This window comes from Stagnimonas sp. FW305-C-60 (assembly GCF_058782965.1).
This window is the reverse complement of record NZ_JBYSYF010000002.1, coordinates 374,636-396,975: the sequence shown is the minus strand read 5'-3', so window position 1 is coordinate 396,975 and position 22,340 is coordinate 374,636. Positions and strand designations below refer to the sequence as shown.

Here is a 22,340-nt window from a genome sequence, read left to right as displayed (position 1 = left end):
GCATGACTGGCATGGACGACGGCAAGAGCTTTGATGATTCCGCCGCCATCCTGGCGCCGGCACCCTGGCAACTGCAGGGGCGTGGCTACATCGCCATGCTGCGCTTCGACGACGGTGGGGTGCAGCAGGACCGTTTCCTGCCGCCGACGCTGCAAGGGCGGCGCAGCCGCTCGCCCTATGCCTGGCTGATGTTCGTCGACTACGCCCGCTCCGATGTCGGCCCTTACCACGAGCTGCTGTTCATCCCCGGCAGCTTTCCCTTCGAGGACGGCCGCAAGCACCTGTCGATCAGCCGCATCTTCGTTTCCTCGCAGGCCAGCGTGGACAACGGCCGGCGCAACTGGGGCATCCCCAAGGAGCTGGCCGAGTTCGAGGTGCGCTACGGCGTGCAGGGGCTGGACCGGATCAAGGTCGCGCGTGGCGGCCGGGTGTTTGCCGAGCTGGACTTCAAGAGCTATCCGCTGCCTTTGCCGTTCCCGGGCGGTCTGGTGCCGGCCGGCCTGCGCACGCTGGGTCAGCACCGCGACGGTCAGAGCTTTATCTACGCGCCTTCCGCCAGCGGTGTGCTGCGGCCGGCGAGCCTGCGCCGCGCCTGGAGTGATGCCGCCGAGTTTCCGCATCTGGCGCGTGCCAGGCCGGTGCTGGCGGTGGCGGTGTCCCGCTTCCAGATGCTGTTCCCGGTGTCGCACATCCTTTCAACTTCGACGGTCCGATAAGCCATGCAGCGCAAGTCTTCAGATTCCGAGATGGAGTTGTTCCGCGACTCGGCGCGCAAGTTTTTCCAGACCGAGATCCGGCCGCATTCCGAGCGCTGGCGCGAGGCCGGAATGGTCGATCGCGAGGCCTTCCTCAAGGCCGGCGAGGCGGGCTTTCTGTGCATGTGGGCCGACGAGAAGTACGGTGGCCTGGGGCTCAAGGACTTCCGCTACGAGCAGATTTTGATCGAGGAGAACGCCGCGCACGGTGACAGCGGCTACTTCATTACCCTGCACAGCCGCCTGGTCGCGCCCTATCTCCAGCACTTCGGCAGCGAGGAGCAGAAGCAGCGCTACTTTCCGGGCCTGATCTCCGGCGAAAAGATCCTCGCGATCGCCATGACCGAGCCGGACGCCGGCTCCGATCTCGCCGGCATGAAGGCCCGCGCGGAGGACAAGGGCGACCACTGGCTGCTCAACGGGGCCAAGACCTATATCTCCAACGGCATCCTCGCCGATCTGGTGATCGTCGCCGCCCGTACCCAGCCGGACAATCCGCACGGCGTGACCCTGTTCCTGATCGAGCGCGGCATGGAGGGCTTCGAGCGCGGTCGCCTGCTCAAGAAGATGGGCATGAAGTCACAGGACACCGCCGAGCTGTTCTTCCGCGACGTGAAAGTGCCCAAGGCGAATGTGCTCGGTCAGGCGCACGCCGGCTTCTACCAGTTGATGAAGGGCCTGGCCGAAGAGCGGCTGATCGCCGCCTGCGGCAATGTCGCCGCTGCCAGGGTCGCGCTCGATCTCACCCGCGAGTTCGTCAAGCAGCGCAAGGTGTTCGGCAAGCCCTTGTCGAAGATGCAGAACACCCGCTTCAAGCTGGCCGCGCTGGATGCCGAGCTGGACCTGGCCCAGGTCTATGTCGACCGCTGCGTGGAGCAGCACAACCTCGGCAAGCTCGATCCGGTGGACGCCGCCCGCGCCAAGCTTTTCACCAGCGAGCTGAATGGCCGCATGGTCGACGAGGGCGTGCAGCAGCACGGCGGCGCCGGCTACATGGAGGAATACCCGATCTGCCGGCTCTACCAGGACGAGCGCATCCACCGCATCCTGGCCGGCACTTCGGAGATCATGAAAGAAATCATTGCCCGTTCCACTTTGGACTAAGCCGCCTGCCCATGAACTTCCAGGACATCCTCTACAGCGTTGAGGACCGCGTCGCCCTCATCAAGCTCAACCGGCCAAAGGCGCTCAACGCCATGACGCTGCCGCTGATGGAGGAGCTGGGCCAGGCCTTCGACCAGGCCGCCACTGATCCGGCAGTGAAGGTGATCGTGCTCACCGGCGAGGGCCGTGGTTTCTCCACCGGCGCCGATCTCGCGGCCACCGCCGCCAAGCCGCCGCTGGATGTGCAGGGCCGGCTCGATCTTGGCTACGCGCTGGATCGCTACTACAACCCGCTGATCCTGAAGATGCGCAGCCTGCCCAAGCCGGTGATCGCGGCGGTCAATGGCGTTGCCGCCGGGGCCGGCGCCAATCTGGCGCTGATGGCCGATCTCACCATCGCCGCGCGCTCCAGCTACTTCCTCCAGGCCTTCGTCAACATCGGCCTGATCCCCGATGCCGGCGGCACCTGGATCCTGCCGCGCGCGCTCGGTCAGCAGCGGGCGATGGGCCTGGCCCTGCTGGGCGAGCGCCTGCCCGCCGAACAGGCCAGGGACTGGGGCCTGATCTGGGAGGTCATGGACGACGAGCAACTGCTGCCCGGCGTGCTGACGCTGGCGCGCCGTCTGGCCGACGGCCCGGCCATCGCCATCGAGCGCATCAAGCGCGCGGTGCACGCCGCGGCCGGCAACGACCTCGCCAAGCAGCTTGATCTGGAAAGCGATCTGCAACGCGAATGCGGACGCTCGCTGGACTTCCAGGAAGGCGCGATGGCCTTCGTGCAGAAGCGCAAACCCAACTTCAAGGGGCGTTGAACATGAGTAACCCCCTGCTTGCCGGCCTGCGTGTGCTCGATCTCTCGCGCCTCTTGCCCGGTCCGTTCTGCACGCTCTACCTGGCGCAGATGGGCGCCGAGGTCATCAAGATCGAGGAGCCCGAGGGCGGCGACTATGCGCGCGGCTCGCGCGAGATGTTCGCGCTCATCAACCGTGGCAAGAAGTCGGTGACCATCGACCTGCGCCAGCCCGAGGACCAGGCGCGCTTCAAGGAGCTGGTGAAGACCGCCGACGTGCTGATCGAGTCCTTCCGCCCTGGCGTGATGGCGCGCTTCGGCTGCGACTACGAGAGCCTGAAGGCGATCAACCCCCGGCTGGTCTATGCCTCGCTCACCGGCTATGGCCACAGCGGCCCCTACCGCGACTGGGCCGGCCACGACATGAACTACCTGGCCATCGCCGGCGTGCTCGACCAGATCGGCCGCGCCGGCGGCGGGCCGGCGCTTTCCAACCTGCAGGTCGCCGATCTCGCCGGTGGCGCACTGACCTGCGCGATGGGCGTACTGGCGGCGGTGCTGGGCGCGCGCGCCAGCGGTGAAGGCAGCTTCGTCGATGTGGCGATGATGGACGGCGCGCTGGCCTTGCAGCCCATCGCCCTGGCCAGCTTGCGCAGCGAGGGCCGCGCGCCGCAGCGCGGCGCCGATCTGCTCACCGGTGCCTTGCCCAACTACAGCCTCTACCGCTGCCGCGACGGCGGCTATCTGGCGGTGGGCGCGCTGGAGCCGAAGTTCTTCACCGGCCTGCTCAAGGCCCTGGCCGAGTCGGCGCCGGCGCCCCTGCGCAAGGGCCTGGAGCGGGCCCTGGCCGGCGGCGGCGCGCGCAAGCCCAATGCTGGCAGTGCCGGCAAGCCGGGGGAAAACAAGAAGAGCGATCCCTTCGGCAAGCTGCAACAGCTGTTCGGCGATCCGCGCCGCGCGCGGCTGACCACCGCGCCGATCCGCTGGGCCTTGCAGGCGGTGTTCCTGACCCGCAGCCGCGACGACTGGGCGCGACTGTTGGCCGGGCGTGATGTCTGCGTCACGCCCATCCTCAACATCGAGGAGGCACTGAAGAACGAGCAGGTGCTGGCGCGCGGCATGGTCGAGGACGATGGCGGCAAGCCGGCCTTCGCGCTGCCGGTGCAGTTCAGCCTGCCGCGTCCGAAGCTGGGGCCAGCGCCGGAGCTGGGTGCGGACAACGCGGCGGTGCTGGGCGCCTTGCGCGGCCAGGTCAAGACCAAGACCAAATCGCCGGCGAGCAGGGCGCGGCGCTGACCGCCTGCTGGCGGCGCCGCCAGCAAGTGCCAGCCGCTAACATCGCGGCTCGGCGCCGTGGCCAAGCTGTAGTACAAGGCTTTAGGCGCCGAATCTGCCGCCAAGCTCGCCACCGCTCCCGCTCATGAACTCACCAGCCCACATGTCGCCGCCAGTCCCGTTCTGGGAGGCGTTTCGCGTCTGGCTGCGGATCGGCTTCATCAGCTTTGGCGGTCCGGCCGGGCAGATCGCGCTGATGCACAAGCTCCTGGTCGAGGAGCGTCGCTGGCTCAGCGAGACGCGCTTTCTGCACGCGCTCAACTACTGCATGTTGCTGCCGGGCCCGGAGGCGCAGCAGCTCGCGGTCTACATCGGCTGGTTGCTGCACAAGACCTGGGGTGGTCTGGTGGCGGGCCTGCTGTTCATCCTGCCCGGTTTCCTGCTGATGGTCGGCATCGCCATGCTCTACGTGAGTTTCGGCGAACTGGACTGGATGCAAGGCCTGCTCTACGGCATGCAGGCGGCGACGCTCGCCATCGTCGTCGAGGCGCTGTTGCGCGTCGGCAAGAAATCGCTGAAACAACGCGGGTTGTATGTGCTGGCGGCCTTGGCCTTCATCGCCATCTTTTTCTTCGCACTGCCGTTTCCGCTGGTGGTGCTCGGCGCCGGCCTGATCGGCCTGCTGGGCGCGCGCTGGCGGCCGGAGCTGTTCCGGCCCTCCGGGAAAACTCCGGACCTCGATGCGGCGGAGCCGGTGCCCGCGCATGCGCGACCGCGGCTGTCTTGGCTGCTGGGCGTGCTGGGCATTGGCCTGCTGCTCTGGTTCACGCCGCTGGTCCTGCTCTGGCTCAGCCTGGGGCCAGACCATGTTTTTACCCAGGAAGCGCTGTTCTTCAGCAAGATGGCGGTGGTCACTTTTGGCGGCGCCTATGCGGTGCTCGCCTACATGGCCCAGCAGGCGGTGCAGCATTATGGCTGGCTGGCGCCGCAGGAAATGGTGCAGGGCCTGGCGCTGGCCGAGACCACACCGGGGCCGCTGATCCTGGTGCTGAGCTATGTCGGCTTTCTCGGCGCCTACCGTGCGCCGGGCGGGCTGGACCCGCTGCTGGCCGGTGTGCTGGGCGCGACGCTGTCCACCTGGGTCACTTTCGTGCCCTGCTTTCTGTGGATCTTTCTGGGCGCGCCCTACATCGAGCGTCTGCGCGGCAATCGCTGGCTGTCGGCGGCGCTGACCGGCATCACCGCCGCGGTGGTGGGCGTGATCGCCAACCTCTCGCTGTGGTTCGCGCTGCATGTCTTGTTCAAGCGCGTCGACAGCTGGCAGGGCTATGGCCTGTCGCTGCCGCTGCCGCAGCTGGCGACGCTGGACTGGACGGCGCTGCTGCTAGCCACCGGCGCGATGCTGGCCATGCTGCGCTTTCACATAAGCCTGATCCGCACCCTGCTGGCCTGCGCGGCGCTGGGCTGGGCCTTGCGCCTGGCAGTTTGACCAGGGCAGTCCCGAGGTCAGCCCGATTCGGGTAGGGCCGGGAGTTCGCCGCTGGCCACGCGTCTAGCCTCGTCGGCCGGCAGTCCCATGCCCCGCAACACCAGCTCGGCGATGTCGCTGCCGGCCTCGCGCCAGGTGCGGTGTCCTTCCAGCACCAGCAGCATCGAGGTCAGCACGCCACCGGTAATCATCGCGATCACCGCCGGCAACTGCTCGGGCCGGAAGTTGTAGCGGCCCTGGCTCATGCCGTTCAGCACATCGCTCATCGGCGGGCCGTTCCACAGTCCCTGGAGGCCGGTGTTGTTCATCGCAAAGCGGACCACGAAGCGGCCCCAGTGCGGCTCCTCGTGCGCACGGCGGATGAAAAAGCGCATGCCGTTGGCGAGCCGCTGCGCCGGGTCCTCGACGGTCGCGAAGCTGGCGACCACGCGCTCCACCATCTCGGTGGCCAGCTGGCTGGCGACGTTCTCGAACAGCGACTCCGGCGATTCCAGGTTGTTGTAGATCGTGCCGCGCGCGATCCCGGCGGCGGCGGCCAGCTCGCTGACGGTGATCTGGCTCGAACCCTTTTCGGCGAACAGCTGCAAGGCAGCGCGGTGAATACGGATCTGGGCGGGGGTCATGGTGGCGGCAGGAGCTAGGGAAATCTGGCCGCGCACATTGGACAAGCATGTCCAAGCCAAGTCAAACGAGTAGTAAATAGATACTCAGTGTTTGACAATATTGAACAATACTGTTCAAATCGAGTCATCGAATCAGGGCCGAGGAGCCCGAAGACCTGCCAACTAGGAAACCGGCCCGCCTGCCGGCCCGGTTTACGCGGCGCGCCTGGTCGCCGCCCAAAAAGACCAATCGAGGAGACCCCCATCATGAGCACAGAGAACGCCATCCCCGGCCTGCAATCGCGCACGGTGCGCTTCGGCAGGCGCCATATCCATGTCAGCGAGCTTGGCTCCGGCTACCCGCTGCTGATGCTGCACGGCGGCGGCCCCGGCGCTTCCGGCCTGTCCAACTACTCGCGCAACATCGAGGCGCTGGCACGGCACTACCGGGTGCTGGTTGCCGATATGCAGGGCTATGGCCAGTCCAGCAAGGGCGTGAATCGCCAAGACCCGTTCGGCGATCTCGCCGAGGCGATGCTGGGCCTGCTCGATGAACTCGGCATCGAAAGCGCCCATGTGATCGGCAATTCCCTGGGCGGCGCCTGCGCCCTGCGCATGGCGCTGGACCAGCCCAAGCGCGTCTCGGCCATGGTGCTGATGGGGCCGGGCGGCATCAACACCACCCGCGCGCTGCCGACCAAGGGTTTGAAGCTGCTGCTCAACTACTACACGGGCGCGGGGCCCTCGCTGGAAAAGCTGCGCAGCTTCATCCGCGAATACCTGGTGTACGACGGCAGCCAGGTCAGCGAGGCGGTGATCAAGGAGCGCTACCAGGCCAGCCTCGATCCCGAGGTCGTCGCCGCGCCGCCACTGCGGCGTCCGCAGAACCTGGCCGCGGCGATCCGCATGGACTTCACCCGCGACTCCCGCCTGGCCGACTGCAAGGCGCCGACCCTGGTGCTCTGGGGCTGCGAGGACAAGGTCAATCGCCCCAGCGGCGGCCCGACGCTGCAAAGGATTTTGCCCAACTGCGACCTCTACCAGTTCAGCAAGACCGGCCATTGGGTGCAGTGGGAGCGCGCCGAGGAATTCAATGCGGTGGCGCTGTCGTTTCTCTCGCGGCACACGCCCACGAGCGCTCGCGGCTAGGGGGCGGCCATGACCAAGACAGCGACTCCGGCCGCGGAGCTCGACCTCTTCGGCGCGACCCGTCTGGGCTATGTGCTCATCGAGTCCGAACGCCTGGAGGCCTGGCGCCGCCTCCTGCTCCAGGGCCTGGGGCTGCATCTGGAGGCCGAGAGCGAGCAGGAACTGGCGTTCCGGATCGACGACCACGCCCGTCGGCTCATCATCCGCAAGGGGCCGGCAGAGGACTTCGTCGGCCTCGGCTGGCAGCTCAGCGACGCGGTCGCGCTGCAAGCCGTCCTCGCGCGCCTGGACGAGCGTGGCATCGCCTACCGGCTCGTCGGTGGTGAGGAGGCCGCGCAACGCGGCGTCGCCTCCTGCTGGCGGCTCGTCGGCCCCAAGGGCTTGCCGATCGAGCTGTACACGCAGCCGATCCTGACTCCACGCCCGCTGCGCATGCTGACCTCGGCCTTTGTCACCGGCGCGGAAGGGATGGGCCATGTCGCGATCACCTCGAAGCGGCCGGAGAAGCAGCTGCGCTTCTGGCAGGAGCTGTTCGATGCGCGCCTGAGTGATCGAATCTCGCAGCGGATGCCGGGCGCGATGCTGGACATCAGCTTTCTGCGGCTCAACGCGCGGCATCACTCGCTGGCGATCGCCGCGACCCGCGGCCTGCGTATCGACCCGATCCGCACCCAGGTCCAGCACCTGAATCTGCAAGCCGCGACCCTGGACGACCTCGCCTCGGCCTTTCGGCGTTGCCGCAGCCTGGGTTTCGAGATGGCCCACGAGATCGGTCAGCACCCCAATGACCTGGAGCTGTCGTTCTATGTGCTGAGCCCCTCCGGCTTCGAGATCGAGCTGGGCTGGGCGCCGATCACGGTCGACGAGTCGCACTGGCAGCCCAGCTCCTACAACGCCATCAGCCTCTGGGGCCACAAGCCGCAGAACCATGGGCTCGCCCACGGCGCCATCACCAATCTCGGCAACTTCGGACGCGGCGCCCGATCGCTGCTCCGCCCCGAGTATTCACCGATCTGAGGCTCAAACCGCCATGAACAGCACTGCATCCGCCGATTCGGCGGACGTCATCATCTGCGGCCTGGGCCCCACCGGTCTGGTCCTTGCCCACCTCCTGGGCATGCGCGGGCACCGGGTGGTGGTGCTCGAACGCGAGCCGGTTTTCTACGGCAATGCGCGCGCCGTCTACACCGACGACGAGTGCATGCGGATCTTCCAGTCCGCCCAGCTCGCCGAGGAGCTGCAAGCGCGGATGCTGCCGGAAACCCCGGTGCAGTTCGTACGCCCGGACGGCCGCGTGATGGGGCAGTACATCCCGCTGCGGCGGCCCTTCGGCTGGCCGGTCGTCAACTTCTTCTACCAGCCCTATCTGGAGACGACGCTGACCGAACTCATGAGCCGCTACCCCAAGGTCGAGGTCCGTCGCGGCCGCGAACTGGTTTCCTTCCAGCAGGATGCGAGCGGGGTGACGGTGCGTCACCAGGCGACCCAGGTGGTCCGCTACACCGACAGCAGCGACGCCAAGGTCGAGCGCGGCGGCGATGCCGATGTGCAGAGCCTGCGGGCCCGCTACCTGATCGGCGCCGACGGCGGGCGCAGCGCGATACGCGCGCAGCTGGGTATCGAGATGACCGGGCAGAACTTCCCCGAGCCCTGGCTGGTGGTGGACCTCAGGCTGAAGGCCGGCGCCGAGGCGCTGCGCCACATCCCCTATTTCAACTTCGTGGTCGATCCGAAGATGCCGGTGGTGAGCTGTACCCAGCCCGATGGCTTTCATCGCTTCGAGTTCATGCTGATGCCGGGCGTGACCAAGGAGCACATGGAGAAGCCGGAGACGGTGCGCGAGCTGATCTCGCGCTGGGTCGACCCCGACCAGTTCGAGGTCAAGCGCAAGCTGGTCTACACCTTCAATGCGCTGATGGCGACGCGATGGCGCGAGGGGCGGGTGCTGCTGGCCGGCGATGCCGCCCACATGACCCCGCAGTTCATGGGTCAGGGTGCCAGCTCCGGCGTGCGCGATGCCTGCAACCTGGCCTGGAAGCTGAGCGCGGTGCTGAACGGGCAGGCGGGCGAGGCGCTGCTCGACAGCTATCAGCGAGAGCGGCAAGACCACGCCCAGGCGATGATCGACATCTCGGTGCTGCTCAAGAACGTGGTGTCGATGACCAATCCGGTCTCGACCACGCTGCGCGACTTGGCACTCCGGGCGATGCAGGCGATCCCGGCGACCCGGGCTTGGTTCCAGGAAGGCGGCTTCAAGCCGATGCCGATCTACACCCAGGGCCGGTACCTGGGTCTGCCGCGCCGGCGCCGCAAGGGGCCGGAAGGCGCGCTGGCGCCGCAGCCGCTGGTGCGGCGCTCCAACGGCCGGCGGGTGCTGCTCGACGAGCTGCTCGGCAACGACCTCGCCCTGGTCGGCTACAACTGCGATCCGCGCGCGAGTCTGTCCGACGCCAGCCGCCAGCTGCTGGCCTCGATGGGCGCGAAATACCTGACGCTCTATCCCTACGCCGGCCGGCCGCAAGGCCAGAAGGCGCTGGGGCGCGGCGCTGCGGCCGAGCTGGACGAAGTCGAGGATGTCGATGGCGACATGGTCGGCTGGTTCCGCAAGGCGGGCTGCAAGGCCAGGGGCGTGGCGGTGCTGCGGCCCGACAAGTTTGCGTTCGCGGTGGTGGCGCCGCAGGGCCTCGACGCCGCCATCGCCGAGCTAGCCCGGCAGTTGCACTGGCAGGCCGGCCAGGCCGCCTGATCCCGCCGACCATCAACCGAGACTCCCATGTCCAATCGACTCCCAGAGGCGCGGATCAGCGTCGCCGCCGATGCCCTGCGTGAGGCGCGCACCAGCCGCAGGCCGATCGCGCCGGTTTCCGCCAGCCACGGCATCGTCGGGTTAGCCCAGGCCTATGCCGTCGCCGAATTGAACACCGCGGCGCGGGTCGCCGGCGGTGCCCGCATCGTCGGCAAGAAGGTGGGGCTGACCTCCCGCTCGGTGCAGCAGCAGCTCGGCGTCGATCAGCCCGACTTCGGGGTGCTGTTCGACGACATGGAGTTTCTGGCTGGCGATGAGGTGCCGATGGCGCGCCTGATCCAGCCCAAGGCGGAAGCCGAGGTGGCCTTCGTGGTCGGCCGCGATCTCGGCGGCGACAGCCCCAGCTATGGTGAGTTTCTCGCGGCGCTGGCCTATGCGCTGCCGGCGCTGGAAATCGTCGACAGCGCGATTGCCGACTGGAAGCTGAGCCTGGTCGATACCGTCGCCGACAACGCCTCCTGCGGCCTCTACGTGCTCGGCAACCAGCCGGTGAGCCTGGGCCAGCTGGCGCTGGGCGAACTGGGTCTGCAACTCGACAGGAATGGGCGCACCGAATCGCTGGGCTGCGGCGCCGCCTGCCTGGGGCATCCGCTGCGCGCCGCCTACTGGCTGGCCCGCACCATGGCGCAGCGCGGCGCCGGCCTGCGCGCCGGCGAGCTGATCCTGTCCGGCGCGCTGGGGCCGATGATCGCAGTCGCCGCCGGCGACCAGTTGCAGGCCCGCATCGGCGCACTCGGCAGCGTCGCCTGCCGCATGGTCTGAAGTATGAGCAGCAAGAAGATCAAGGCCGCGATCATCGGCAGCGGCAATATCGGCAGCGATCTGATGATCAAGATCCTGCGCCACGGCCAGCATCTGGAAATGGCGGCGATGGTCGGCATTGACCCCGCCTCCGACGGCCTCGCGCGCGCTAAGCGCCTGAACGTCGCCAGCACTCACGAAGGGGTGGACGGCCTGCTGCGCCTGCCCGACTTCGGCGAGATCGACATCGTCTTCGACGCCACCTCGGCCGCCGCGCACCTACAGAACGACGCCGCGCTGCGTCGCCGCAGGCCCGGCATCCGCCTGATCGATCTCACGCCTGCGGCCATCGGCCCCTACTGCGTGCCGGTAGTGAATCTCGATATCCACCTGGACCAGCTCAACGTCAACATGGTCACCTGCGGCGGCCAGGCCACCATCCCGATGGTGGCGGCGGTATCGCGTCTGGCGAAGGTGCATTACGCCGAGATCGTCGCCTCGATCAGCAGCAAGTCCGCCGGCCCCGGCACCCGCGCCAATCTCGACGAGTTCATCGAAACCACCGCCAAGGCCATCGAGGTGGTTGGCGGCGCCGCCAAGGGCAAGGCGATCATCGTGCTGAATCCGGCCGAGCCGCCGCTCATGATGCGCGACACCGTCTATGTGCTGTCGGAGGCGGCCGATCCGGCGGCGGTGGAGGCTTCGATCCTGGCGATGGTGGCGGCGGTGCAGGCCTATGTGCCGGGCTACCGCCTCAAGCAGGCGCTGCAGTTCGAGGTGATCCCCGAGCAGGCGCCCCTGCATCTGCCGGGCATCGGCCGGTTCAGCGGCCTGAAGACCACGGTGTTTCTCGAGGTGCAGGGCGCGGCGCACTACCTGCCGGCCTATGCCGGCAACCTCGACATCATGACCTCGGCGGCGCTGGCCACCGGCGAGCGCATGGCCGCCGCCATGCGTGGCGTTTAAGCAGGAGTCCGCACATGGCTTTTATGCCCGGCAAGAAGCTCATCATCTCCGACGTGACCCTGCGTGACGGCAGCCACGCGATTCGCCACCAGTATTCGATCGCGAACGTGCAGGACATCGCCCGCGCGCTGGACCTGGCCAGAGTCGACAGCATCGAGGTGGCGCACGGCGACGGCCTACAGGGCTCCAGCTTCAACTATGGTTTTGGCGCCCACACCGATCTCGAATGGATCGCCGCGGTGGCCGAGGTCGTCAGCCACGCGAAAATCGCCACCCTGCTGCTGCCCGGCATCGCTAGCGTTCACGATCTGAAGGCGGCCTACGATGCCGGCGCGCGGATTGTCCGGGTGGCGACCCATTGCACCGAGGCGGACATCTCCCGGCAGCACCTCGAGTACGCAAGGAAGCTGGGCATGGACGCGGTCGGCTTTCTGATGATGAGTCACATGACCAGCCCCGAGGCGCTGGCCGAGCAGGGCCAGCGGATGGAGAGTTACGGCGCCGAGTGCATCTACGTGGTCGACTCCGGTGGCGCCTTGAGCATGCAGGACGTCCGCGAGCGCTTTCGCGCGCTCAAGGCGGTGCTCAAGCCCGAGACGCAGACCGGCATCCATGCCCACCACAATCTGAGTCTCGGGGTCGCCAACTCCATCGTCGCGGTGGAGGAGGGCTGCGACCGCATCGACGCCAGCCTCGCCGGCATGGGCGCCGGCGCCGGCAACGCGCCCCTGGAAGTGTTCATCGCCGCGGCCGAACGCCTGGGCTGGAACCACGGCACCGACCTCTACGCCCTGATGGACGCGGCCGAGGATCTCGTGCGCCCCTTGCAGGATCGCCCGGTGCGGGTGGATCGCGAGACCCTGGCCTTGGGCTATGCCGGCGTGTACTCCAGCTTTCTGCGCCACTCCGAGGCGGCGGCGAAGAAGTACGGCCTCAAGACCGTCGACATCCTGGTCGAGCTCGGACGGCGGCGCATGGTCGGCGGCCAGGAAGACATGATCGTCGACGTCGCGCTGGACCTGCTGCGCCGCCAGTCCGCTAGCTCTCAGCTATCCCAGACCACCGCCTGACGCTGCTGGTACCAGCGCTCCAGCTGCGGCTCGTAGTGCTTCTCGATGATGTTGCGGCGGATCTTCATGGTCGGGGTGAGAAAGCCGTTGTCGATGGTCCAGGGCTCCCGCACCACGGTGATGAATTGCAGCTGTTCGTGCGGGTCTAGGCTGGCGTTGACCTCGTCCATCAGCGAGCCCAGCTCGGTCTCGATGGCGCCACGGTCGCCGCCGCCGGCCAGGTGCTTGCGGGTGTCTTCGGAGAGCAGGGCGAGGGCGAAGGTCGCTGGCTGGTTGGCGCCGCCGACGCAGACCACTTCCAGCTTCGGGTGGGCGCCCAGCTTGTTCTCGATCGGCACCGGTGCGACGTACTTGCCCTTGCTGGTCTTGAACAGCTCCTTGACCCGGCCGGTGATGCGCAGGCGCTGCCGCTCGTCGAGTTCGCCCATGTCGCCGGTCTTGAAGTAACCGTCTTCGGTGTAGGCCTCGGCGGTGGCCTCCGGCGCCAGGTAGTAGCCCATCATCTGTGCCGGGCTCTTCACCAGAATCTCGCCGTTGTCGCCGATGCGGCAGTCGACGCCCGGATTCGGCGGGCCGACGTAGCCGGTCTTGGCGTCGCCCGGGCGGGTGAAGTGCGAGTAGGCGAAGTTCTCGCTCATGCCGTAGGCCTCCAGCAGATCCAGGCCCAGGCTGCGGTACCAGGCGACGATGGGCGCCGGCAGCGGCGCGGCGCCGGTGACCGCGATGCGCACATGCTCCAGGCCCAGTTGTTCGAGGATCTTGCGCTTGAGCTTGCGGCCGAGCAGGGGGATGCGGAACAGCAGACGCTGCTTCTTCAGCGGCAGCTTGGCGCAGACGCCCAGGTGGAACTTGGTCCACAGCCGCGGCACCGAGAAGAACATGGTGGGCTTGGCGCGGCGCAGGTCGTTGACGAAGGTCTCCAGCGACTCGGCGAAGTACACCTTGAAGCCGTGATAGGTGGAGGCGTTCTCGACGATCAGCCGCTCGGCGACATGGGCCAGCGGCAGGTAGGAGAGCATGCGGTCCTGCTCGGTGAGCGGGAACAGCTCGTTGAGCAGGCTGCCGCAGAGCTGGAACGAGCGGAAGCTCTGCATCACGCCCTTGGGCTGGCCGGTGCTGCCCGAGGTGTAGACGATGGTGGCGAGCTCGTCGAGCGCGCGGTCCGGCTCGCCCTTGAGCGGCACGCTGCGGGCGATCAGCTCACTCCAGCTTTCGCCGCGGGCTTGTGGCGATAGCGGCAGGCGGATGATCGGCATCTGCGCCGGCACGCCCGACTGCATCGCCGGCCAGTCGTCGAGCTTGCCGAGGAACAATAGCTGCGCGCCGCTGTGCTCCAGGATGTAGCGCACGGTGTCGGCGTTGAGGGTGGGGTAGAGCGGCACGCTGACGTGGCCGGCCATCCAGATCGCCCAGTCGGCCATGATCCAGTGCGCGCTGTTTTTACCTAAGAGGGCGATATGGCTCTGCGGCGGCAGTTGCAGCGATTGCAGGTGCGCGGCCATGCGCCGCACCTCGTCGAGGATCTGCGCCCAGTTGTATTCGCTGACCTGTCCGCTGCCGGTGGGCTGGACGAAATGCACGGTCTGCGGCTGGGTCTTTTCCCAGTGGTAAAGGCAGGCCAGGGGGCTGCGTTGCTGCAGGCCAGATGTCATGGGTTTCTCCTCGTGATTTTCTGTACGGCTGGTTTGGGTGTCGTGCTGCGGATGCTGCTGCCTGGCGCGGCCAGCGCTTGCGCGTAGGCGGACAGGAAACCGGTCATCGCCCGCGCCGCGGCCTCGCGGTAGGGCGGCGTGATCTCGCCGTGCTCGAAATAGGAGCGGCGGAAGCAGGCGGTGCCGAGGTCGGCCGCCAGGGTGGTGATGTCGGGCAGGCCGGCCGGCAGCGCCGCGCCGCCGTACCAGACCATGCGACCGAGGTCGCCGAGACGCTTGTTGGTGCGCTCCTGAGCGCGGTAGCTGTCGTCGGTGACCGCGCCGCCCAGGATCAGCAGGCGCGCGGCCGGGTGGGCGTTGTGGAAGTCGGCGGCGTGCTTGACGATCATCCGGATGCCCTGGTTCAGTCCGACGCGGCGCAACTCCTCGCTGCGTGAATAGAACACCGCCTCCAGTTGCACCAGGTAGCGACCGACCAGTTCGTTGAGGATGGCGTAGGGCGTAGGGAAGTAGGCGTAGACGCTGCCGCGGGTGTAGCCCAGGCGCTCGGCCAGTACCGGGATGGAGAAACCCGAGAGGCCCTGCTCGATCAGCAACTGCTCGCCCTCCAGCAGGATGCGGTCGAAGCGCTCCCGGGCTCGCTGCTGGGTGGGTTGCTTGGCGATCGCCGCCGGGTCGAGGGACTCCTGCATGGCGGCGAGAGTAGCCGTGGGGTATTGAGCTGACAAATGTCAATAATGGCCAAAAGGCTGACTGTTCCGGCCACCGGTCAAAACTATCAACGCCCTGGCCGCTAACGCTATGGGCAGCCGCCTGTTGCGGGCGGAGTATGGTCGTCACAACGAGAACCACGTAAGGAGAGAGCGTGAGTATCCGCAGCGCCGCCGCCTGGCTGCCGGCTCTGGGCCTGCTGCTGGGCGCCGCCGCCGCCGCTGCGCCGCCGGAGCTGGGCGCCACGGTGCCGGAACTGGTGGCCGAGCCACTCGCGGGCGGCGCGCCGCAGCACTTGGCCGACTATCGCGGCCGCGTCGTCTATCTCGACTTCTGGGCCAGCTGGTGCGCGCCCTGCCGCATCTCGCTGCCCCTGCTCGACGGACTGCGCGAGGAATACGCCGCGCGCGGCTTCGAGGTCGTCGGCGTGAATCTGGACGAGGAGCGCGGCAAGGCCTTGCAGGTGGTGCGCCAGCTGGGCCTGCGCTACCCGCAACTCGCGGCGCCGGAGCCGGCCAGCCTCCTGGCCTTCGGCATCGGCCAGATGCCCTACGCCTATCTGCTGGACCGCCAGGGCCGACTGCGTTACATCCATCAGGGCTTTCGTCGTACCGATGTACCAACGATCCGTGCCGAGATCGAAAAATTATTGCTGGAGGAGAAACCATGAAGACCAAGAGCCTGCCCCTGGCGGGCGTGCTGCTGCTGGCCGGTTGCGGTCTGCAACCGGTGCAGCCCTGGCAACGCGAGGATCTGGCCCGGCCGGAGATGGCCTGGGAGCGCGGCCTGGTCGAGGAGGGCGCGATCCGCAGCCACACCTACCAGAGCAAGGAAGCCGCCATCGGCGGCCCGGCCCTGGGCGGCGGCGGCTGCGGCTGCAACTGAGCGCCGGCCCATGAGCACACCCAAACCCTCGCGCGCCCTGCTGGCCTTGAGTGCGGCAGCCGCCGCGCTGCCCGGCTATTCCAGCGAGGCGCAGGCCTGGGCCGAGGAACAGGCCGACGCCGGTTATCGCTATTCGCACTACCAGGAGGCGAGCCTGCCGGCCAGCGCCACCAATGGCGGTGCCGGCGAGCGCTACGAGGTCGACAGCCATCAGTTCCACCTGCTGCATCCCTACGGCGAGGCCTGGGATTTCAGCGCCGACCTGATGCTGGAAACCATGTCCGGCGCCTCGCCCTGGTATGTCGCTCCTGGCAGCGGCGGCCAGGCCATCCAGGTGCTCTCCGGCGCCAGCATCCGCGATCAGCGCACGGTGTTGCAGGGACGCGCGCGCCAGCATCTGGAACAGGGCCGGCGTGCGCTGAGCCTGGGCGTTTCCAAGGAGGACGACTATCTCGCCTATTCCGGCGGAGTTGAAGCCGAGTGGGATTTCAATCAGCGACTCAACACGCTGTCCGCCGGTCTGGGTTACTCCTACGACCAGTTGAAACCCACCGACGGCGGTAGTGCGCGCTTCCCCAACCGTATCGCCAAGGCCGACAAGGACAGCTTCACCGCCTATGCCGGCCTGAGCCAGGTGCTGACGCCACAGACGGTGGCGCAGCTCGGGCTGTCGTACAGCTACAGCGACGGCTATCTCTCCGACCCCTACAAGCTGGCCTATGTCGATGCCAACCTGCTGCCGGACTCGCGGCCGCCGGATCGCAATCAGTGGGCGCTGACCGGCCGTCTGCGCCACTACCTGCGCTCCTTGCAGGCGGCGCTGCACGTTGATGCCCGCTATTACACCGACAACTGGGGCGTGGCCTCCGACAGCCTGGAAGTCGCCTGGGTGCAGAAGCTGCCGTCCGATTGGCGTCTCACGCCCAGCCTGCGTTGGTATCAGCAGGGCCACGCCAACTTCTACCGGCCCTACTACAACGCCACCCGCGAGGACGGCTTTTACAGCAGCGACTACCGGCTCTCCGCCTACGGCGCCCTCAGCGGCCGTGTCGCGGCGGAGAAGAGCTGGCGGGGTTTTTCCTTCTCGGCCGCCGTCGAGGCCTACCAAAGCGATGGCGATTTCGCGCTGCGCTCGGTCAGTGATGAGAGTCCCGGTCTGGTGGACTTCCTGGCGGTCAGCGCCGCGCTCAGCTATCGCTGGTCGCTGGCACCACCGGCGCCGCGTAGAGACGGCGCGCTACAACCGGAGCCGGCCCTGCCGCCGCCGGTGCAGATCGTCCCGGCGACGCCATGAAGCGCGCCGGCGCGGCGGCGCTGCTCGCCCTGCTGCTGGCTGGCTGCGGCTCGGCCGGCAATTACGATCTGCCGTCCGAGCCCAAACCGGATGCAGGTGGCGGCAGCACGGTGAAGGACTGCGCGACGCTGTTCAGCGAACGGGTGCAGCCTCGGCTGGACTACTGCCGCACCTGCCACGTGCCGGGCGGGCTGGGCGATGTGCCCGACGGCCGGCTGTTCCAGCTCAGTAGCGATCCCGCGCAGGACGCGGCCAAGCTCAAGGCCTTCTGGGAGGCGCTGGGCGGCGCGGCGAGTACGCCCTCGCGCATTCTGCGCATGGCGTCCGGCACCGACAGCCGCAGTCACAGTGGCGGCGCGCCCTGGCCGGTGGGCTCGGCGGCCTATGTGGAAATGGCGGCGCTGTTGCAGGGCTATGTGGACCCATCCGCCTGTCTGTTGAACGGCGATGGTGACGGCAACGTGGACCTGCCCTTGCTGGGCAGTGCGCGCGGCGGGCACGCCTGGTTCGATTTCTGCGCCGGCAAGGCCGACGACACGCCGCTGCCGACCGATCCACGGGCGCTGATCCGCCCCGGTGTCAACGCCGGCAAGGCGGTGTACTTCAACGCCTACTGGAAGGACTGCCACGCCGACCCCGCCCTGGTCGGTGAGGAGCCGGCGGCGAAGACCTGCGGCGAGCTGCGCGACTTCGCCGCGCGCGGTGAGGCGCTGATCCTGGGCAACGGCGGCGCCGGTGCCGGCAGCTTCTTCGCTGGCACCGATACCGACGGCTTCCTGTCCTTCAGCGCCGACACCTATGCCGGCCTGTGGAGCAAATGGGGTCTGAGCGCGCGGCCGGACAACTACGACCGGCTCGCCGCCGAGCGTTACGGGCTGTCGCTGGCGAATGCCCGCAATCCTTATCCGCTGCCGGGTGAAGACCCCAATGCCAGCAACGGCGGCAGCGGTCAGTTGCCCACCGCGCTTACGCAGTTGCGCACGGCCGATGGCCGCTACAGCGGAACCATCGGCGTCACCTGCCACGTCTGCCACAGCGGTGCCGGCGGCAGTGATGCCGAGGGCCGCAACGCGATCTACGGCAACAGCAACAGCCTCAGCGAGTTTCCACTGCTGCTCAACGAGACCGGCATGGGGCTGAACCTGCCTGGCGCCGGCTCGCTGGGGGCGATCAGCGTCGGCAAGACCCGTGGCACCAACAATGCCCTGGCCCTGCAGATCATCGTGCTGCTGACCCTGGACGCCCAGCTCAGCGCCGAGGCCTTCCAGTTCTTCTTCACCGCGCCCAATGGCGGCTCGCTGGACGCGCCGGCCTGGTGGAACATGGGCCACCGCGCGGTGAAGTTCCAGGACGGCTTCCTGGCGATGGACGCGCTGCGCTCCGACCTCGGCTTCTTCATCCCGATGATGGATGCGCCGGTTCCTTTCGACACCGCCGCCGCCACCGCCTGGGTGCAGGCGCATGCGCGCGCCGGCGATACCTATCTGATGTCGCTGAAGTCGCCCGAGTACCCGCTGGCCGTGGACCAGGCGCTGGCCGAGCAGGGTGCGATCCTGTTCCATGCCAAGGATCTCTGGGGGGCGGGCCTCGACAATCCGGTGCCACGGCCGGCCGGCGGCAACGGCTCCTGCGCCAGTTGCCATGGCGTCTACTCGCCGCGCTACGCGCACGACCCGGCCTATCTCGACAGCCCGGTGCTGGAAGGCCAGGCCAGCTACATCGTGCCGCGCGATCTCATCGGTACCGATCCGGCGCGGGTGGACAGCGACAACGAGGCCGCCGAGGTCTACGGCAAGAAGGACTTCTTCGCCTACCCGGAAACCGTCGATGGTCCGGTGGAACTCGATTGCGGTCCGCAGAATCGCTCGGAGCTGCGTGGCAGCCGCCCGCCCGGTTATCTGGCGCCGCCGCTGTACGGGGTCTGGGCCAGCGCCCCGTACTTTCACAACGGCGCGGTACCGGATGTCTGGGGGGTGCTAGCCCCCGACAGCCGACCGGTGATCTGGCGGCGGCTGTCGACGCCCGCACGCGCCGATCAGGCAGGGCAGGTGGTGATGGGCTACGACAGCGATCTGGCGCGTGCCTACGACCCGGCCCGTCTGGGCTGGAAGTATGAGGCGCTGGCCTGCGACGTCGCCGGTGCGATGCCCTATGTGGACTGCAACCCGGGCGACCCGGAGGCACCGACCCTGTTGCAGCTACTGCTGTCCGGCATCTACGGCAACAACCCTTTGCTCTGGTATCTGCCGACGCAGCCACTGATGAGCACCGCCGAGATTGAGCGCCGCAAGATCTACAACACGCTGGCCTACAGCCAGGGGCGCCAGGGCCACGAGTTCAGCCGCGTGCTCAGCGATGCCGAGCGGCGGGCGCTGATCGAGTATCTGAAGACGCTGTAGCGCTCAGCGGCCGGGCGCGGTCTTGCGCTGCTGCTCGCGGTAGGCGTTGGGCGAGATGCCCTTCCAGCGCTTGAAGGCGTGGATGAAGCTGGCCGGTTCGGCATAGCCCAGACGCTGGGCGACCTCCTCCAGCTTCATGTTGGCGACGATCAAAAGCTCTTCGGCCAGGGTCTCCAGCACCTCGTCGGCGAGCGCGCGGAAGCTGGTGCCCTCCTGCTCCAGATGCCGGCGCAGGCTGCGCGGTGCGAGTTGCAGCTCGCCGGCGATGCGGTCCAGCGAGGGCATCTGGCCGGCCAGCTGGAACAGCCGGTCGCGCACCTGGCCGGAGACGCCGCTGCGCCGCTTGCGCTTCTCCAGCAGCTGCCGGCACTGCTCCAGGCAGAGCTGGGCGATCAGGGCATCGCCCTGGGGCAGGGGGGTGTCGAGCAGGGCGGGGTCGAGGTGGATGCGGTTGGACTCGGCGTCGAAGCGCGGCTCCACCCCGCAGAGCGCGATATAGCGCCCGGCGTCGTCCGGACGCGGCAGGCGCAGTTCCGCGGCCAGCACCGGCAGGCCCTGCGGTTGCAGCTCGCGCATGGCGTTGGACCAGGCGGCGAAGTCGCGCTCCAGAAAGAACGGCCGTACATCCTCGGGCAGGGTGCTGTCGTCGAGCAGGATCTGCAGCACGCCGGGTTCGATCCGGGTGCGGAAGCGGATGAAGGCATAGCTCAGGTCGAGATAGCGCTCCACCACCTCGGCCACCGCGCGGAAGTTCTTGCAGCTGAGCAGGGCGAAGCCCCAGATGCCGTAGGTGGACAGGTGGTAGCGCAGGCCGGCCTCCAGGCCCAGGCCTGGGCGTGGTCCTAGGCCGCACAGCAGATTGCGCACCAGCTGCAGCTCCTGCTCGGCGCTGATCTCGCTTTGTGGATCGGCGAGCGCCTCGGGGCTGATGCCGGTGTCCGCCAGGCAGGCTGCCTGCGAGAGGCCGCGCTCGGCGGCGAAGCGGGCCAGCACCTGCGCGCTGACCATGTTGCGGCGCACTTCGGTCAGCGACATGGGCGGGGGAGTGGGAAACTGGCCCGGATTATCAATCGAATGTCCGGGGCCGTCATCCACGCCGCCGGCGAATGCGGTGATGCTGACCAAACTAGCAGGAGGAGAGCTTAAAAAATGACGGCGGAGACTAGCAGCGCCAGCACGGTCGCGATCATTGGCACCGGCTTCGGTGGCCTGGGCATGGCCTGGCATCTGAAGCAGGCCGGTATCGACTCCCTGGTGATCTTCGAGAAGGCCGACGATGTGGGGGGTACCTGGCGCGAGAACCGCTATCCGGGTTCCGGCTGCGACGTGCCCTCGCACCTCTACTCGTTTTCCTTCGAGAGCCATTATCCCTGGGCTTGGCGCTATGCCCGGCAGCCGGAAATCCTCGATTACCTGCGCCATTGCAGCCGCAAGTTCGATTTGCAGAGGCACATCCGCTTCCGCACCGAGGTGGAGGGCGCGGACTTCGACGCCGCGCGCGGCGTCTGGCGCATCCGCCTCGCCGGTGGTGGCGTGCACGAGGCCCGGTTTCTCGTCAGCGCCGTCGGCCAGTTGCATCGGCCGGCCTATCCGCGCATCCCGGGCGGCGACCAGTTCGCCGGCAAGGCCTTCCACTCCGCGCACTGGGATCACGACTACGACCTGAAGGGCAAGACCGTGGCGGTGATCGGCACCGGCGCCAGCGCCGTGCAGTTCGTGCCGGAAATCGCCAAAGAGGTACAGCAGCTCTACCTCTACCAGCGCACGCCGGGCTGGACCATCCCCAAGGTCGAGCGGCCGATCTCGCCGTTCATGCGCGGCCTGCTCAACCGCCTGCCGGTGATCGAGAAGCTGGACCGCCTGCGCATCTACGCCATCACCGAGCTGCTCGCCTGTGCCTACATGGGCCATCGCTGGCTGGAACGGCTGGTGACCGGGCTGGCCAGGTTCCAGCTCTGGCGGCAGGTCCGCGACCCGGCGCTGCGCCGTCGGCTGACGCCGGACTTTCCGGTGGGCTGCAAGCGCATCCTGCTCAGCAACGACTGGTATCCGGCGCTGACCCGGCCGAACGTCGAAGTGGTCAGCGAGGCGGTGCAGGCCTTGGAGCCCGGCGGCGTGCGCACGGCGGACGGCAAGCTCCGCGAGGTGGACGCGGTGATCTACGGCACCGGCTTTGCCGCCACCGAGTTCCTGGCGCCGATGCAGATTCGCGGCCTGGATGGCCGCGAGCTGCGCGAGCAGTGGCGGCGCGGGGCGGAGGCCTATCTGGGCATCAGCGTCAGCGGCTTTCCCAATCTGTTCCTGCTCTACGGGCCCAATACCAATGTCGGCTCCGGCTCCATCGTCTACATGCTGGAAAGCCAGCAGCGCTACATCGGCCAGCTGATCGCCGCCCAGCGCGCCGGCGCCTGGCGCTATGCCGATCTGCGGCCCGAGGTGCAGGCCGAGTTCGTCGCCGAGGTGCAGCGGCGCAGCGCCGAATCGACCTTCGAGGGCAGTTGCCAGTCCTGGTACAAGACCGCCGAGGGCCGCAATACCAACAACTGGATCGGCCTGATGCGCGAGTACCGCCGGCGCACCGCCAAGCCCGATCTGGCGCACTACCAGCTGGCCGGGCCTTGAGGCCCCGGCGGCCCGAGGCTTGCGACCGCC

The 22,340-nt window shown here is 67.9% G+C and carries 20 protein-coding genes; 16 read left to right on the top strand and 4 right to left on the bottom strand.

Features of this window, described 5'->3' with window-relative positions; translation table 11 throughout:
* Positions 1 to 2: 2 nt before the first annotated feature.
* From AC3WT6_RS08705 to chrA, 5 genes are all read left to right on the top strand, one after another.
* Entirely contained in the window at positions 3 to 716 is a 714-nt protein-coding gene (locus AC3WT6_RS08705; protein ID WP_492653186.1) for an acetoacetate decarboxylase family protein, read from the top strand.
* 3 nt (positions 717 to 719) lie between these two features.
* A complete protein-coding gene (locus AC3WT6_RS08700) occupies positions 720 to 1,859 on the top strand; it encodes an acyl-CoA dehydrogenase family protein (protein ID WP_492653185.1) in 1,140 nt (379 codons plus the stop codon).
* Between the two features lie 11 nt (positions 1,860 to 1,870).
* The gene (locus AC3WT6_RS08695) at positions 1,871 to 2,671 is read left to right on the top strand and encodes an enoyl-CoA hydratase-related protein (RefSeq protein WP_492653184.1); all 801 of its coding nucleotides are present in this window, start codon (positions 1,871 to 1,873) and stop codon (positions 2,669 to 2,671) included.
* A gap of 2 nt (positions 2,672 to 2,673) precedes the next feature.
* Complete coding sequence (locus AC3WT6_RS08690; RefSeq protein WP_492653183.1) at positions 2,674 to 3,945, top strand: CaiB/BaiF CoA transferase family protein; 1,272 nt, start codon at positions 2,674 to 2,676, stop codon at positions 3,943 to 3,945.
* Positions 3,946 to 4,069: 124 nt separating this feature from the next.
* Entirely contained in the window at positions 4,070 to 5,413 is a 1,344-nt protein-coding gene (gene chrA / locus AC3WT6_RS08685) for a chromate efflux transporter (protein WP_492653182.1), read from the top strand.
* Between the two features lie 17 nt (positions 5,414 to 5,430).
* On the opposite strand, the gene AC3WT6_RS08680 is transcribed toward chrA, so the two are convergent.
* Positions 5,431 to 6,036, bottom strand: coding sequence for a TetR/AcrR family transcriptional regulator (locus AC3WT6_RS08680; protein WP_492653181.1), 606 nt, complete (start codon positions 6,034 to 6,036; stop codon positions 5,431 to 5,433).
* Between the two features lie 246 nt (positions 6,037 to 6,282).
* Between AC3WT6_RS08680 and AC3WT6_RS08675 the strand changes: the two genes are divergently transcribed.
* From AC3WT6_RS08675 to dmpG, 6 genes are read left to right on the top strand one after another with little or no spacing between them, the layout of a single operon-like run.
* A complete protein-coding gene (locus tag AC3WT6_RS08675; RefSeq protein WP_492653180.1) occupies positions 6,283 to 7,164 on the top strand; it encodes an alpha/beta fold hydrolase in 882 nt (293 codons plus the stop codon).
* Positions 7,165 to 7,173: 9 nt separating this feature from the next.
* Positions 7,174 to 8,181, top strand: a complete 1,008-nt coding sequence (locus AC3WT6_RS08670) for a VOC family protein (RefSeq protein ID WP_492653179.1) — start codon at positions 7,174 to 7,176, stop codon at positions 8,179 to 8,181.
* Positions 8,182 to 8,194: 13 nt separating this feature from the next.
* On the top strand, positions 8,195 to 9,910 hold the full coding sequence (gene mhpA / locus AC3WT6_RS08665; RefSeq protein WP_492653178.1) for a bifunctional 3-(3-hydroxy-phenyl)propionate/3-hydroxycinnamic acid hydroxylase MhpA: 1,716 nt from the start codon (positions 8,195 to 8,197) through the stop codon (positions 9,908 to 9,910).
* A gap of 27 nt (positions 9,911 to 9,937) precedes the next feature.
* Positions 9,938 to 10,732, top strand: a complete 795-nt coding sequence (locus tag AC3WT6_RS08660) for a 2-keto-4-pentenoate hydratase (protein WP_492653177.1) — start codon at positions 9,938 to 9,940, stop codon at positions 10,730 to 10,732.
* 3 nt (positions 10,733 to 10,735) lie between these two features.
* Entirely contained in the window at positions 10,736 to 11,677 is a 942-nt protein-coding gene (locus tag AC3WT6_RS08655; protein ID WP_492653176.1) for an acetaldehyde dehydrogenase (acetylating), read from the top strand.
* A gap of 14 nt (positions 11,678 to 11,691) precedes the next feature.
* Entirely contained in the window at positions 11,692 to 12,747 is a 1,056-nt protein-coding gene (dmpG, locus tag AC3WT6_RS08650; protein ID WP_492653175.1) for a 4-hydroxy-2-oxovalerate aldolase, read from the top strand.
* On the opposite strand, the gene AC3WT6_RS08645 is transcribed toward dmpG, so the two are convergent.
* Both AC3WT6_RS08645 and AC3WT6_RS08640 read right to left on the bottom strand, forming a co-directional pair.
* Positions 12,723 to 14,399 (bottom strand): AMP-binding protein, encoded by a 1,677-nt coding sequence (locus AC3WT6_RS08645; protein WP_492653174.1) that lies wholly within the window; start codon positions 14,397 to 14,399, stop codon positions 12,723 to 12,725. The genes dmpG and AC3WT6_RS08645 overlap by 25 nt on opposite strands.
* Positions 14,396 to 15,091: a TetR/AcrR family transcriptional regulator gene (locus tag AC3WT6_RS08640; RefSeq protein WP_492653173.1), complete on the bottom strand. Its 696-nt coding sequence runs from the start codon at positions 15,089 to 15,091 to the stop codon at positions 14,396 to 14,398. Before AC3WT6_RS08640 ends, AC3WT6_RS08645 begins: the two co-directional genes overlap by 4 nt.
* A 173-nt stretch (positions 15,092 to 15,264) precedes the next feature.
* Here AC3WT6_RS08640 and AC3WT6_RS08635 point away from each other — a divergent pair, with 173 nt between their 5' ends.
* From AC3WT6_RS08635 to AC3WT6_RS08620, 4 genes are read left to right on the top strand one after another with little or no spacing between them, the layout of a single operon-like run.
* Positions 15,265 to 15,780, top strand: a complete 516-nt coding sequence (locus AC3WT6_RS08635; protein WP_492653172.1) for a TlpA family protein disulfide reductase — start codon at positions 15,265 to 15,267, stop codon at positions 15,778 to 15,780.
* Complete coding sequence (locus tag AC3WT6_RS08630; protein WP_492653171.1) at positions 15,777 to 15,995, top strand: DUF4266 domain-containing protein; 219 nt, start codon at positions 15,777 to 15,779, stop codon at positions 15,993 to 15,995. Before AC3WT6_RS08635 ends, AC3WT6_RS08630 begins: the two co-directional genes overlap by 4 nt.
* 10 nt (positions 15,996 to 16,005) lie before the next feature.
* Positions 16,006 to 17,289, top strand: a complete 1,284-nt coding sequence (locus AC3WT6_RS08625) for a DUF3570 domain-containing protein (protein WP_492653170.1) — start codon at positions 16,006 to 16,008, stop codon at positions 17,287 to 17,289.
* Complete coding sequence (locus tag AC3WT6_RS08620; protein ID WP_492653169.1) at positions 17,286 to 19,688, top strand: c-type cytochrome; 2,403 nt, start codon at positions 17,286 to 17,288, stop codon at positions 19,686 to 19,688. The genes AC3WT6_RS08625 and AC3WT6_RS08620 overlap by 4 nt, the downstream gene beginning before the upstream one ends.
* Before the next feature lie 3 nt (positions 19,689 to 19,691).
* Here the strand turns inward: AC3WT6_RS08620 and AC3WT6_RS08615 are convergent, their stop codons facing one another.
* Positions 19,692 to 20,723: an AraC family transcriptional regulator gene (locus AC3WT6_RS08615; RefSeq protein ID WP_492653168.1), complete on the bottom strand. Its 1,032-nt coding sequence runs from the start codon at positions 20,721 to 20,723 to the stop codon at positions 19,692 to 19,694.
* A gap of 114 nt (positions 20,724 to 20,837) precedes the next feature.
* Here AC3WT6_RS08615 and AC3WT6_RS08610 point away from each other — a divergent pair, with 114 nt between their 5' ends.
* Positions 20,838 to 22,310 (top strand): flavin-containing monooxygenase, encoded by a 1,473-nt coding sequence (locus AC3WT6_RS08610; protein ID WP_492653167.1) that lies wholly within the window; start codon positions 20,838 to 20,840, stop codon positions 22,308 to 22,310.
* Positions 22,311 to 22,340 lie beyond the last annotated feature (30 nt).